13 protein-coding genes are annotated in these 13,068 nt (G+C 71.0%); 10 read left to right on the plus strand and 3 right to left on the minus strand.

All coding sequences use genetic code 11. The features are described from left to right. Nucleotides 1-103: 103 nt before the first annotated feature. The 4 genes from nusA (at nt 104) to rbfA (ending at nt 5,015) form a co-directional block, all read left to right on the plus strand. Complete coding sequence (nusA, locus tag ACTJKO_RS02670) at nt 104-1,099, plus strand: transcription termination factor NusA (RefSeq protein WP_440685400.1); 996 nt, start codon at nt 104-106, stop codon at nt 1,097-1,099. 99 nt (nt 1,100-1,198) lie between these two features. Continuing rightward, complete coding sequence (locus ACTJKO_RS02675) at nt 1,199-1,525, plus strand: YlxR family protein (protein ID WP_440685402.1); 327 nt, start codon at nt 1,199-1,201, stop codon at nt 1,523-1,525. A gap of 74 nt (nt 1,526-1,599) precedes the next feature. Beyond that, a complete protein-coding gene (gene infB / locus ACTJKO_RS02680) occupies nt 1,600-4,452 on the plus strand; it encodes a translation initiation factor IF-2 (RefSeq protein WP_440685404.1) in 2,853 nt (950 codons plus the stop codon). Between the two features lie 110 nt (nt 4,453-4,562). Then, nucleotides 4,563-5,015, plus strand: a complete 453-nt coding sequence (gene rbfA, locus ACTJKO_RS02685) for a 30S ribosome-binding factor RbfA (RefSeq protein WP_440685406.1) — start codon at nt 4,563-4,565, stop codon at nt 5,013-5,015. Here rbfA and ACTJKO_RS02690 read toward each other — a convergent pair. Further along, complete coding sequence (locus ACTJKO_RS02690) at nt 5,012-5,914, minus strand: A/G-specific adenine glycosylase (protein ID WP_440685408.1); 903 nt, start codon at nt 5,912-5,914, stop codon at nt 5,012-5,014. The genes rbfA and ACTJKO_RS02690 overlap by 4 nt on opposite strands. A gap of 52 nt (nt 5,915-5,966) precedes the next feature. Here ACTJKO_RS02690 and ACTJKO_RS02695 point away from each other — a divergent pair, with 52 nt between their 5' ends. The 5 genes from ACTJKO_RS02695 to ACTJKO_RS02715 are packed head-to-tail and all read left to right on the plus strand — an operon-like array spanning nt 5,967 to nt 9,243. Continuing rightward, nucleotides 5,967-6,413, plus strand: coding sequence for a hypothetical protein (locus ACTJKO_RS02695; protein ID WP_440685410.1), 447 nt, complete (start codon nt 5,967-5,969; stop codon nt 6,411-6,413). Nucleotides 6,414-6,441: 28 nt separating this feature from the next. Beyond that, the gene (gene truB / locus ACTJKO_RS02700) at nt 6,442-7,404 is read left to right on the plus strand and encodes a tRNA pseudouridine(55) synthase TruB (RefSeq protein WP_440685412.1); all 963 of its coding nucleotides are present in this window, start codon (nt 6,442-6,444) and stop codon (nt 7,402-7,404) included. After that, the gene (locus tag ACTJKO_RS02705; protein WP_440685414.1) at nt 7,401-7,766 is read left to right on the plus strand and encodes a hypothetical protein; all 366 of its coding nucleotides are present in this window, start codon (nt 7,401-7,403) and stop codon (nt 7,764-7,766) included. Before truB ends, ACTJKO_RS02705 begins: the two co-directional genes overlap by 4 nt. A 59-nt stretch (nt 7,767-7,825) precedes the next feature. After that, the gene (locus ACTJKO_RS02710; protein ID WP_440685416.1) at nt 7,826-8,272 is read left to right on the plus strand and encodes a hypothetical protein; all 447 of its coding nucleotides are present in this window, start codon (nt 7,826-7,828) and stop codon (nt 8,270-8,272) included. 8 nt (nt 8,273-8,280) lie between these two features. Further along, on the plus strand, nt 8,281-9,243 hold the full coding sequence (locus ACTJKO_RS02715) for a bifunctional riboflavin kinase/FAD synthetase (RefSeq protein ID WP_440685418.1): 963 nt from the start codon (nt 8,281-8,283) through the stop codon (nt 9,241-9,243). A 159-nt stretch (nt 9,244-9,402) separates the two neighbouring features. On the opposite strand, the gene ACTJKO_RS02720 is transcribed toward ACTJKO_RS02715, so the two are convergent. After that, entirely contained in the window at nt 9,403-10,635 is a 1,233-nt protein-coding gene (locus ACTJKO_RS02720; protein WP_440685420.1) for a DUF349 domain-containing protein, read from the minus strand. Nucleotides 10,636-10,747: 112 nt separating this feature from the next. Then, nucleotides 10,748-11,563 (minus strand): peptidylprolyl isomerase, encoded by an 816-nt coding sequence (locus tag ACTJKO_RS02725; protein ID WP_440685422.1) that lies wholly within the window; start codon nt 11,561-11,563, stop codon nt 10,748-10,750. A gap of 107 nt (nt 11,564-11,670) precedes the next feature. Here ACTJKO_RS02725 and ACTJKO_RS02730 point away from each other — a divergent pair, with 107 nt between their 5' ends. After that, complete coding sequence (locus tag ACTJKO_RS02730) at nt 11,671-13,068, plus strand: replication-associated recombination protein A (RefSeq protein WP_440685424.1); 1,398 nt, start codon at nt 11,671-11,673, stop codon at nt 13,066-13,068.

The raw sequence follows: 13,068 nt of genomic DNA on the forward strand, positions 1-13,068 counted from the left end.
GCCAGCTGGCACCGCGCCTCCAGTCCGTTCTGGGGTACGCTGGTCGCCGACTTCCGCGTGGTTCCAGCCGCGGGAGCGACTCATCTGAATACGGAGGCCCTCGGTGAAGATCGATCTCGCAGTCCTGCGACTCATGGAGCGTGAGCGGGAGATCCCGTTCGACGAACTCGTCCAGATCATCGAACAGGCCATCCTGACGGCGTACCAGAAGCACCGCGCCGAGAACGAGGAGCCCGTCGACGCCCAGACGCGCGTCGAGCTCGACCGGAAGTCGGGCGAGGTCTCCGTCTACGTGCCGGAGCGTGACGACGAGGGCGCCGTCGTGGGCGAGGCCGTCGACCAGCCGAGCGACTTCGGCCGCATCGCCGCGTTCGCAGCGAAGCAGGTCATCAACCAGCGCCTGCGGGACATCGGCGACGACAAGATCCTCGGCGAGTTCCGCGGCAAGGAGGGCGACATCGTCGCCGGTGTCGTCCAGCAGGGCCCGAACCCGAAGATGGTGCACGTCGACCTCGGCACGGTCGAGGCGATCCTCCCCCCGGAGGAGCAGGTCCCGGGCGAGGAGTACAAGCACGGCTCCCGCATCCGCGTGTACGTGACGAGCGTCGGTCGGGGTGCCAAGGGCCCGCAGATCACGGTGTCGCGCACGCACCCGGGCCTCGTCCGGAAGCTCTTCGCGCTCGAGGTGCCGGAGATCGCGTCCGGCGTCGTGGAGATCACCTCCCTCGCCCGTGAGGCCGGGCACCGCACGAAGATCGCCGTGAAGGCGAACGAGCCCGGCGTGAACGCGAAGGGTGCCTGCATCGGTGAGCTCGGTGCTCGCGTGCGCGCGGTGACGACCGAGCTCGGTGCCGAGAAGATCGACATCGTCGACTACTCGTCCGACCTGGCGTCCTTCGTGGCCAGCGCCCTGTCGCCGGCGAAGGTGACGAGCGCGTTCGTGCTGGACGCGTCGACGAAGGCCGTGCGCGCCCTGGTGCCGGACTACCAGCTGTCGCTCGCGATCGGCAAGGAAGGGCAGAACGCCCGCCTCGCCGCGAAGCTCACCGGCGCCCGCATCGACATCCAGCCCGACTCGATCCTGGACGGCGACGACTGACGACGTCGCTCGTGCGGAAGGGCGTCGTCGGCGGCGTTCCGCTGTCGGCACGTCCTGCCCGGGCGTGCCGGATCGCGGTCGTCGGAGGGGAGGAGTAAGGTGGAACCCGTCAGAACATGCATCGGCAGTCGCCGTCGTGCTCCCCGGTCCTCCCTCCTCCGTGTCGTCGCCCTGCGCGACGGCCGTGTCGTGGCGGACCCGAAGGCAGTCATGCCGGGGCGGGGAGCGTGGCTCACCCCGACCGTCGAAGCACATGATCAGGCCGTCAAGCGCCGGGCCTACCGCCGGGCACTCCGGCTCGATCATGAACCGGACACGTCCGCGGTGCGTGACTACCTCGAAGCACTCCAGCACGATGCCGAGCGCTCCGAGCAGGCGCGTCACCAGGACACGACAGAACAGGCTGAACGGCTTATGGACAACTGATGAGCGGCTCGAAATGAGACCCGTCATCCAGTGAGTCCTGCCCCTTCGCGGGGTGGGACCCGTGAAGGAGAACAGTGGCAAAACCACGCGTACACGAGATCGCATCCGAACTCGGTGTCGACAGCAAGACCGCAATGGAGAAGCTCAAGGAACTCGGCGAGTTCGTCAAGGGCCCGAGCTCCAGCGTCGAACCCCCCGTCGCGCGCAAGCTCCGCGCTGCACTGCAGGCCGACGGCGCTTCCGCGTCGAAGCCCGCGGCGTCCCCGGCCTCCTCGGCCGGGACGGCAGCGCCGAAGCCCGGCCGTGCGGGCAGCGCAGCACCGAAGCCCGGTGGCGCCAAGCCCGGTCCCGCCCGCCCCGCGCCCACCCCGGCGCCGGCGCAGGCCCAGACCCAGACCCCTGCTGACTCGTCCGTGCCCACCCCGGGCGCGCCGAAGTCGGTCGCCCAGCGCCAGGCCGAGGCCGAGGCGGCGCAGAAGGCCGCAGCAGCGGAGAAGGCGGCAGCCGAGAAGGGCGACGCCGGTCAGGCGGCCCCGAAGGGTGACGCCGTCAAGCCCGGCGGCGCGCCGAAGCCCGGCGCCGCAGCCGGCCCGAAGCCCGGTGGGCCCAAGCCCGGTGCCCGTCCCGGCAACAACCCGTACGCGTCGAGCCAGGGCATGGGCTCGCGGCCGCCGCGTCCGGGCAACAACCCGTACTCGTCCAACCAGGGCATGGGCCAGCGTCCCGCCGGCGGTGCCGGTGGCGGCAACGGCATCCCGCGTCCGGCCCCGCCGCGTCCGGGTGTCCCGCGCCCCGGCGCTCCCCGTCCGGGTGGCCCCGGTCAGGGCAACCGTCCGAACGGCTTCGGGCAGCGCCCGGGCCAGGGTGGCGGCCGTGGCGGCGCAGGTGGTCGTCCGGGTGGCGCCGGTGGTGCCGGTGGCGGATTCCCGCGTCCGGCCTTCAGCGGCCCGCGTCCCGCCGGTGGCGGCGGCCGTGGTCGTGGCCCCGGTGGTGGTACCGCCGGTGCGTTCGGCCGCGGTGGCGGCAAGAGCCGTGCCCGCAAGTCGAAGCGGACGAAGCGCGCCGAGTACGAGATGCGGCAGGCGCCGTCGCTCGGCGGTGTGCAGGTCCCTCGTGGCGACGGCAACACGGTCGTCCGTCTGCGTCGCGGCGCGAGCATCTCGGACTTCGCGGACAAGATCGACGCGAGCCCCGGCAACCTCGTGACGGTGCTGTTCCACCTCGGTGAGATGGCGACCGCGACCGAGTCGCTGGACGAGGCCACGTTCGAGATCCTCGGCGAGGAGCTGGGCTACAAGATCCAGGTCGTCTCGCCGGAGGACGAGGACAAGGAACTCCTCGAGGGCTTCGACATCGACCTCGACGCAGAGCTCGAGGACGAGGACGACAGTGTGCTGCAGCAGCGGCCGCCGGTCGTCACCGTCATGGGCCACGTCGACCACGGCAAGACCCGCCTCCTCGACGCGATCCGCAACTCGAAGGTCGTCGAGGGCGAGGCCGGTGGCATCACCCAGCACATCGGTGCCTACCAGATCACCACCGAGCACGAGGGCATCGAGCGCCCGATCACCTTCATCGACACCCCGGGTCACGAGGCCTTCACGGCCATGCGTGCTCGTGGTGCCCAGGTGACGGACATCGCGATCCTCGTGGTCGCGGCGGACGACGGCATCATGCCCCAGACGATCGAGGCGCTGAACCACGCGCAGTCGGCCGGTGTGCCGATCGTGGTCGCGGTGAACAAGATCGACAAGGAAGGCGCGAACCCAGCGAAGGTCCGCCAGCAGCTCACCGAGTACAACCTGGTGGCCGAGGAGTACGGCGGCGACGTCATGTTCGTCGACGTCTCCGCGCGTCAGAACATCGGTATCCAGGACCTCCTGGACGCGGTGCTGCTGACCGCCGACGCCGGTCTCGACCTGCGTGCCAACCCCGACAAGGACGCCCGCGGTGTGGCGATCGAAGCACGGCTCGACAAGGGCCGCGGTTCGGTGGCGACCGTCCTCATCCAGTCCGGCACGCTGCACGTCGGCGACGCCATCGTCGCGGGCACGGCCTACGGTCGCGTCCGTGCGATGACCGACGAGAACGGCAACGCGGTCGAGGCCGCCACGCCGAGCCGTCCGGTCCAGGTGCAGGGTCTGTCCTCGGTGCCCCGCGCCGGTGACACGTTCCTGGTCACCGAGGAGGACCGCACGGCCCGCCAGATCGCCGAGAAGCGTGAGGCCGCCGAGCGCAACGCCCAGCTGGCCAAGGCCCGCAAGCGCATCTCGCTCGAGGACTTCACCCGCGCACTCGAAGAGGGCAAGGTCGAGTCGCTCAACCTCATCATCAAGGGTGACGTCTCCGGTGCCGTCGAGGCACTCGAGCAGTCGCTCCTGGACATCGAGGTCGACGACAGCGTCCAGCTCCGCATCCTGCACCGCGGTGTGGGTGCGATCACCGAGTCGGACATCGACCTCGCCACGATCGACAACGCGATCGTGCTCGGCTTCAACGTCCGCCCGGACGTCAAGGCCCGCGAGCGTGCGGCGCGCGAAGGCATCGACGTGCGCTTCTACTCGGTCATCTACAACGCACTCGAGGACATCGAGCAGTCCCTCAAGGGCATGCTCAAGCCCGAGTTCGAAGAGGTGCAGTCGGGTGTCGCCGAGATCCGTGAGGTCTTCCGCTCCTCGAAGTTCGGCAACATCGCCGGTGTCGTGGTCCGCTCCGGCACGATCACGCGCAATGCGAAGGCGCGCGTCATCCGCGAAGGTGTGGTGATCGCCGATGGTCTCGCCATCGAGTCGCTGCGTCGCTTCAAGGACGACGTGACCGAGGTCCGCACGGACTTCGAAGCCGGTATCGGTCTGGGCAAGTACAACGACATCCAGATCGGCGACGAGATCGAGACCACCGAGCTCGTCGAGAAGCCGCGCGACTGATCGCGTGACTACCCTGGGCCCCGGCCTCCCCGAGTGGGAGGCCGGGGCCCGACCCCTTTCCAAGCACAAGCCCGGCGGGGTCCGTCCCGCCACTGCCCCAGGAGGCACCCATGGCCGATCCGCAGCGCGCACGCAAGATGGCGGACCGCATCAAGGAAGTCGTCGCACGTCGGCTCGACAAGGGCCTGCGGGACCCGCGGCTCGGGTTCGTCACGATCACCGACGTCCGGGTGACCGGCGACCTCCAGCACGCGTCGGTCTTCTACACCGTGTACGGCACCGACGAGGAGCGCGCCGACTCCGCGGCGGCCCTCAAGGCGGCGACCGGCATGCTCCGCAGCGAGGTCGGCAAGAACATCACGGCGCGCCTGACGCCGTCGCTCGAGTTCATCGCGGACGCGCTGCCGGACACCTCCGCGCACCTCGAGGACCTCCTCGCCCAGGCGAAGATGCGGGACGAGCAGGTCCGATCGGCGTCCGTGGGTGCCGCGTACGCGGGCGACGCCGACCCGTACAAGCACGAGGACGACGACGAGGACGACGAGGACGACGCGCGCGCCTAACCCTCGGGGAGTCGGTAGCCGCTCGCGTCGTCCCCGACGGCCAGTCCGTCACGCAGGAGCGACGCGAGCGCCCGGTCCCGCTGTGCCGCGTCCGGCCAGACCGGTTCGATCTCCGACCGGCTGACCGGGACGTCGCTCGCGCGCAGCTCCGCCATGATGAGCCCGCGCACCTGACGGTCGCTCCCGGCGAACTTCGACTGCTTCGGCGCGCGGGGCCCGTCGTGGGCGGGGTAGCCGGCCGCACGCCACGCGCACCGGTCGGCGATGGGACACGCGTCGCACGCGGGGGAGCGGGCGACGCAGACGAGTGCGCCGAGCTCCATGACGGCGGCGTTCGTGGCCGCTGCGGCGTCGCGGTCGTCGGGGAGCACGGACTCCATGAGCGGCAGGTCGTTCCTGGCGTTCGCCGGCCCGGGTTCCGCCTGGCCGAGGAGCGCACGGGCGAGGACGCGTCGGACGTTCACGTCGACGACCGGGTGCCGGTCGCCGTACGCGAAGACGGCGACGGCGCGAGCGGTGTAGTCGCCGATGCCGGGCAGTGCGAGCAGCGCGTCGACGTCGCGCGGCACCACGTTGTCGTGGTGCTCGGCGATCGCGGTCGCCGCCGCGTGCAGCGCGAGGGCGCGTCTCGGGTAGCCGAGCCGGTCCCATGCGCGCACCGCGTCCGCCGGGGGCGAGGCCGCGAGGTCCGCAGGCGTCGGCCAACGGGTGAGCCACGCCTCCAGTCGGGGCACGACACGGGCGACCTGGGTCTGCTGCAGCATGATCTCGCTGACCAGCGTGCCCCAGGCGGGGAACCCGGGGCGGCGCCACGGCAGGTCCCGCGCCTCGGCACGGAACCACGCGATGAGCGGTGGGGCGATGCCCTCCCCGGGTGCTCGCGTCGGCTCGTCGTCCACATCCTGACTGGAGGCCCGACGCACGTTCACCACGACAGCCTACGGTGGGTGCATGGCACGTTGGGCACCCCAGGAGACCGACACGATGGCGGCGATCGCGGCCGAGGTGATCGCACAGGTCGGCACGAACCGTACCGTCGTCGGCATCGACGGACAGGACGGCACCGACCTCGAGCGCGTCGCAGCCGCGCTCGTCGCCGGCTTCGAGCAGCACGGCGTCCCCGCGATGGCCGCTGCGGCGTCCACCAGTGACGTGGACGCGCTCCGCGCCGACCTGGTGACCCCGTTCCGCACCACGGGCGCGGGTGCCGGGGTGCTGGTCGTGCACGGCCACGGGACCCTGGCGCCCGGCGCGCGCGGACTGTGGCGCTGGTCGATGTGGGTGGAGCAGGAGTCCGGACGACTCGAGCGTCGGGCCGACGTCAAGATCGCCGCGTCCGCCGTGCTCGACGTCACCGACCCGGACCACCCCCGCCGCGAGTGGAACGACGCCTGCTGAGCATCGTGAGCGCTGGTAGCCTCCTCTGGTGCTCGAAACCGCGCCCGACGGCATCCTCCTCGTCGACAAGCCGCAGGGGATCTCCAGCCACCGGGTCGTCTCGATCGCCCGCCGTCGACTCGGCCTGAAGAAGGTCGGTCACGCCGGCACGCTCGACCCGATGGCGACGGGGCTGCTCCTGCTCGGGATCGGCCCCTCGACGCGCCTCCTGACCCATCTGGTGGGCCTCGGCAAGTCCTACACCGCGACGATCCGCCTCGGTGTGTCCACCGACTCCGACGACGCGGACGGGACTCCGACCGGAGCGGTCGGCACCGCGTCGGCCGACGTGTCGGACGCCGCGGTCGAGGCGGCGGTCGCTGCCCAGCGCGGCGAGATCTCCCAGGTCCCGTCGACGGTCAGCGCGATCAAGGTGGACGGTCGCCGGGCCTACGACCTCGCCCGCCGCGGTGAGGACGTCGTCCTGAAGTCCCGCACCGTGACGATCTCACGCTTCGACGTGACCGGGCGGAACGACCGTGTGGTCTCGGTCGACGGCGAGGACGTGGCCGTGGTCGACCTCGACGTCGTGGTGGACTGCTCGTCCGGCACGTACGTCCGGGCGCTCGCCCGTGACGTCGGTGCAGCGCTCGGCACGGGGGCGCACCTGACCGCGCTCCGTCGCACCGAGGTCGGGCCGTTCTCCGTGGATGACGCCGTCGACCTCGAGGACGAGTCCGTCGACGTCCGAGCCGCGCTCGCCCGCCCGGCGGACGTCGCACGACGGCTGTTCCCCGCGGTGCCCCTCGACGCGGCAGCGGCGAAGGACCTCGCCGACGGCAAACGCGTCGCGGCGGACCACCCGGACACCGACGGCCCGGTCGCGGCCGTCGCCACCGAGGGGGACCGCCTCGTCGGGCTCGTCTCGGTCCGACGCGGCCTGCTCCGTGTCATCACGAACTTCCCGACGCCCGGCGCCGTGGCCGCCACGAACCGGGGAGCGAACGCGTGATCGAGTGGTTCATGTGGGTGCAACTCGTGATCGCCGTCGTCGCGGGCCTGTTCGCCGTGGTCGTCGGGTTCGTCGGGTGGAAGCCGAACGACTACACGGTCGGCTCGCTCGTCCTGGTCGAGCTGCTGCTCATCGCGCAGGGCATCATCGCCCTCGTGCTCCCGGCCGTCGGGAGTCCGCCGCGCGGGAACGCGCTGGAGTTCGGCGTCTACGCGGTCTCCGTGCTCCTCGTGCCGCCCGCGACGATCGTCTGGGCGCTCATCGACCGCACGAAGTGGAGCACCGTCGTCCTCGGCGCCGGCGCGTTCACGGTCGCGGTGATGCTCTACCGGATGTACCAGATCTGGTTCGCGCTGAACTGACCAGGCACTGCCGACGTGCTGCGTCATCGGCACCGCCGGCCGTCGGTAGAATCGGTGCAATGGCGACCAGATCCTCCCTCGCGACCGGCATCGGCCGCGTCCTCATCGCCGTCTACGGCGTCCTCGCGCTGGCGGCGACCGGTCGCAGCGTCGTGCAGATCATCGAGAAGTTCTCCTTCGCGCCGTTCGCCTACACGTTGAGCGCCGTCGCCGCCGTCGTGTACATCGTCGCGATGATCGCCCTCATCGCTCCCGGTCGGTTCTGGTACCGGGTGGCCTGCGTGACGATCGTGTTCGAGATGACCGGGGTGCTCGTCATCGGCACGCTGTCGCTCATCGACCGGCAACTGTTCCCGGACGACACCATCTGGTCGTACTACGGGCTGGGCTACGCCTTCGCGCCGCTGGTGCTGCCCGCCGCCGGTCTGTGGTGGCTCCGCAAGCACCACCGAACCGCGGGCGCGACCACCGAGACGACTCCGTCCGCCGTGACGGCCGGCGAGTAGGGGCCGACGTGCAGTACTACGACGACATCGCCGACGTCGCGCAGGGCTTCGGGCCGAGCGCGGTCACCATCGGGAAGTTCGACGGCGTGCACGTCGGGCACCGCGCCGTCATCGCCCACCTCGAACGGGCCGCGCGCGAGCACGGTCTCGTCTCCACCGTCGTGACGTTCGACCGGCACCCGCTCAGCGTGATCGACCCCGACAAGGTCCCGCCGGCGCTGACGAGCATCGCGCAGCGCCGTGAGCTCCTCGACGACGCCGGCGTCGACGCCACGCTGCTGCTCCGGTTCGACCACGACCTCCAGTCGAAGGCACCGGAGGCATTCGTCTCCGAGATCCTCGTGGACACCCTGCACGCCCGCCTCGTGTTCGTCGGCAGCGACTTCCGGTTCGGGGCGAAGGGCGCCGGTGACGTCAGCCTCCTGCGCGAGCTGGGGGAGCGGCACGGCTTCACGGTCGAGCTCATCGACGACGTCGACCTCGTCGACGACGTGCGTCCGGCCGGCGAGCGACGGGTGTCCTCGACGTGGATCCGCGAACTGCTCGGCGAGGGTCGCGTCGCCGAGGCCGCACGGCTCCTCGGGAGGGAACACGCCGTGCGCGGCGTCGTCGTGCACGGCAACGAGCGTGGCCGGGCGATGGGGTACCCGACCGCGAACCTCGACCCGGCGTGCGAGGGGTTCGTACCGGCCGACGGAGTGTACGCGGCACGGGTCCTGCACGAGGGCACGGTGTACCCGGCGGCGGTGTCCGTCGGCAACAACCCGACGTTCGAGGGCGTGCCGGCGAAGCAGATCGAAGCGCACCTGCTCGACGTCGACATCGACCTCTACGACGAGACGATCTCGGTCCTGTTCGTGGCGTACGTGCGCGGCATGGTGAAGTTCGGGTCGATGGACGAGCTCGCCGCGCAGATGCGTCAGGACGACCAGGACATCCGGACGCTGCTCGGGCTGCCCGCCGTGGTCTGATGACGGCGCAGCGCGACCTGGTCGTCTCCGTGAGGTGCCCGGGCCATCGCCCGCGCAGCCAGCGCCCCGTGAGCTCGTCGCCGCCGTGACCTCGTCGCCCCCGTGACCACGACGCCCCCGTGACCGGACGGTCACGGGGGCGTCGTCATGAGCGGGGGATCAGCCGCCGAGCGCGTCGAGCCAGATCTTCCGGGCGTCGAGCGCCTCTTGGGCGTCCTTGATCTTGCGGGCGTCGCCCGTCGCCTGCGCCGCGGCGAGCTCTGCCTCGAGCTTGCCGATGGCGTCCTCGAGCTGGCTGGCGAGCCCCGTCTGCCGGGCCTTGCGCTCCGGGTCGGACGCCTTCCAGTGCTCGTCCTCGAGACTGCGGACGTGGTCCTCCACCGCACGCAGACGGTCCTCGATCCGACGGACGTCACCGCGCGGCACCTTGCCGATCTCGTCCCACCGCCGCTGGATGCCCGTGAGGGTCCGGCGGGCCGCGACCCGGTCGGTCTCCTGCAGGAGCGGTTCCGCCTCGGTCAGGAGCGCCTGCTTGGCCTCGAGGTTCGCCGAGTACTCCTCGTTCTCGGCGGCGGCTTCGGCGTGACGCTGCTCGAACAGCACGTCACCGGCGGCCTTGAACCGCGCCCAGAGCGCGTCGTCGTGGCGCTTGCCGGCGCGTCCGGCCTGCTTCCACTCGTCGAGCAGCTCGCGGTAGGCCGGGATGGCGTCGGAGCCGCGCGGCGCGAGCGCCTCGGCCTGCTGCACGAGCTCCTGCTTGCGGTTGCGTGCGTCGCGGTGCTGGGCGTCGAGCTCCGAGTAGAAGGCACGACGGTGCTGGTCGACCGTGGACCGAGCGGCGCGGAACCGCTTCCACAGTTCGTTCGCCTCGTTCTTGGGGATCCGGGGGCCGTCGTGCTGGTGCTGCTGCCAGCGGGCGAACACGTCGTCGAGCTGCGCGGTGATCTGCTTCCACTGCGCCCGCGCCGGGTCGACCGCCGCCAGCGCCTCGGCTTCCTCGACGAGGGCGGTGCGGTGCGCGAGGGCGTCCGTGAGGGCCTGCTGCGCCTGCTCCGCCTGCTCCTTCGTGAGCGAGCCGACCTGCTCGGACAGGGCACCGACCCGGTTCTCGAGGGCCTTGAGGTCACCGACGACCCGAGCCTCGGCGACGAGCGTCCGCAGGTGCTCGACCGTCCGGGCCACGTCGTTCGCCGAGGCACCGCGCTGCACGCGCTGCTCGGCGATCTTCACCTGGCCTTCGAGGTCCGCGTACTTCCGTGCGAAGTAGGCGAGGGCTTCGTCGGGGGTGGCGTCCGGGTACTCGCCCACGGCCTTCTCGCCGTCCTCGTACCGGACGTACACCGTCCCGTTCTCGTCGACCCGCCCCCAGGTCGTTGCTTCGTCAGATCCCACAGGTCTCGCCTCGATCGTGGTCGTGCATCACCGACGTCACCGTCGGCACGGTCAGGTCGTCAGCCTATTGCACGGACGGGCACTGCGACCCGCCCGACGGCGTGCCTGTGGACTACTTCTGCTCAGCGATCGTCGCGCCGGTGATCTTGGTCGCCACCTTGGGCTCGCCCGTGCCGTCGTCACCGGGGGACGAGATGCCCTTGGAGGTGATCTTCGACTCGAGCGCGTCGAGGCCGCTGGTCACCTTCCCGACGACGGTGTACCCGCCGGTCGAGCCGTCGAGCGTGGTGTCGCCGTAGACGATGAAGAACTGCGTGCTCTGCGAGTACGGCGAGGATCCGCGGGCGATCGCGATCGTCCCCTTCTCGTACTGGCCGTCGCTCGGGACGTTCTCGAGCGGGCCGTACTCGAACCCGGCGTCGCCCGTGCCGTCCCCGTTCGCGGAGCCGCACTGCAGGAACCGGAAGCCCTTGCTGTCCGCGAGCCGGTGGCAGGTGGTCCCGTTGTAGAACTGCTTGCGGATGAGCGAGATCTCGACGCTCGTCGCCTGCGGGGCCTTCTTCCCGTCGAGCTCGATCCCGAGCTCGACGTCCTTGTTCAGTGTGAGGGACCCGGTCCAGGTGCTGTTCTTCGCGATCGACTTGCTCGGGACGTCGCCGGTGTTCCCGGCGGTCGCGCTGGCCGACGGGGTCGGCGTCGCGGTCGCGGTGGCGCTCGCACTGGCGTCCGTCTTCGGTGACCCGTGCGAGCCCGCGAACGCGAGCTGGGATCCGGTGGCGAGCGCCGCGACGACGACGAGCACCCCGACACCGACGACGTTGTCGCGTCGGCGACGACGACGTTGCCGCTCGTTGAGACCCTGTCGTGCCTGGTAGAGACGGAGGCGCTCACGCGCCTCGCGGTTGTCACGCGCCTGGTTCTTTGCCACGGTGCTGGTCGTACCTCTCGTCGAGTGTGCGACGAGCGTACTAGAAGGGTCCGTCCGGACGGCCTGGAGGCACGGGACCGTCGGTGGGTCGGCCTACCATTGACGACATGGCAGCGGACCGTTCGGGCATGCGTGCGCCCACCACGGGTGGTCACGCCGGGCTCGCGCAGGGATCCGTCCCGCTCGCGGTGCGGATGCGGCCCACCAGCCTCGACGAGGTCGCGGGGCAGCAGCACCTGCTCGGCCGGGGCAGTCCCCTCGTCCAGCTCGCCACGGGCACGCGCGAGAACCCGGGCGGCGTCTCGGTGATCCTCTGGGGTCCGCCGGGCACCGGGAAGACCACCCTGGCCCAGGCCATCGCCCGCCAGTCCGGCAGGGAGTTCGTGGAGCTGTCCGCCGTCACCGCCGGCGTGAAGGACGTGCGCGAGGTGATGGAGAAGGCGCTCACGCACCGTGACCTCTACGGGTCCACCACCGTGCTGTTCCTCGACGAGATCCACCGCTTCAGCAAGGCGCAGCAGGACGCCCTCCTGCCCGGTGTCGAGAACGGTTGGGTCATCCTGATCGCCGCCACGACCGAGAACCCCTCGTTCTCGGTCATCTCGCCGCTGCTGTCGCGCTCGCTCCTGCTCACGCTGAAGCCCCTCACCGACGAGGACCTCGGCATGCTCGTCGACCGCGCCGTCGAGGACCCGCGGGGACTCGGCGGCTCGGTCGTCCTCGGCGACGAAGCACGGAGCGCGATCGTCCGACTTTCCTCCGGTGACGCACGCCGCGCGTTGACCGCGCTGGAGGCGGCGGCGTCCTCGGCCATCGCCGCACAGGACGACACCGACGACGACGCGGCCCTCGACGGGGTGCCGGCCGTGCCGATCGTCGACGCGGACACCGTCGCGGCCGCGGTCGACCGTGCGCTGCTGCGGTACGACCGGCAGGGCGACGAGCACTACGACGTCATCAGCGCCTTCATCAAGTCCGTCCGGGGGAGCGACGTCGACGCCGCACTCCACTACCTCGCCCGCATGATCGAGGCGGGCGAGGACCCCCGGTTCATCGCCCGCCGGATCATCATCTCCGCGTCGGAGGACATCGGCATGGCGGACCCGCAAGCCCTGCCGATCGCGGTCGCGGCCGCGCAGGCGGTCCAGCTCATCGGCATGCCGGAAGGGCGCATCCCGCTCGCCGAGGCCGTGGTGTACCTGGCGACCGCTCCGAAGTCGAACGCCGCCTACAACGGGGTGAACGCGGCGATCGCCGACGTGAAGTCCGGGCGACTCGGGGTCGTCCCGGTGCACCTCAGGGACGCGCACTACCCGGGCGCGAAGCGACTCGGCCACGGCAAGGGGTACGTGTACTCGCACGACGCCGAGCACGGTGTCGCCCAGCAGCAGTACCTGCCGGACGCGCTCGAGGGGACCGAGTACTACACGCCCACCACCAACGGCTACGAGCGCGAGGTCGGTCCCCGACTCGAACGCCTCCGGAAGATCACCCGCGGGGAGTGA

The sequence above is a fragment of the Curtobacterium sp. 22159 genome (genome assembly GCF_052045775.1).
GTDB lineage: Bacteria > Actinomycetota > Actinomycetes > Actinomycetales > Microbacteriaceae > Curtobacterium.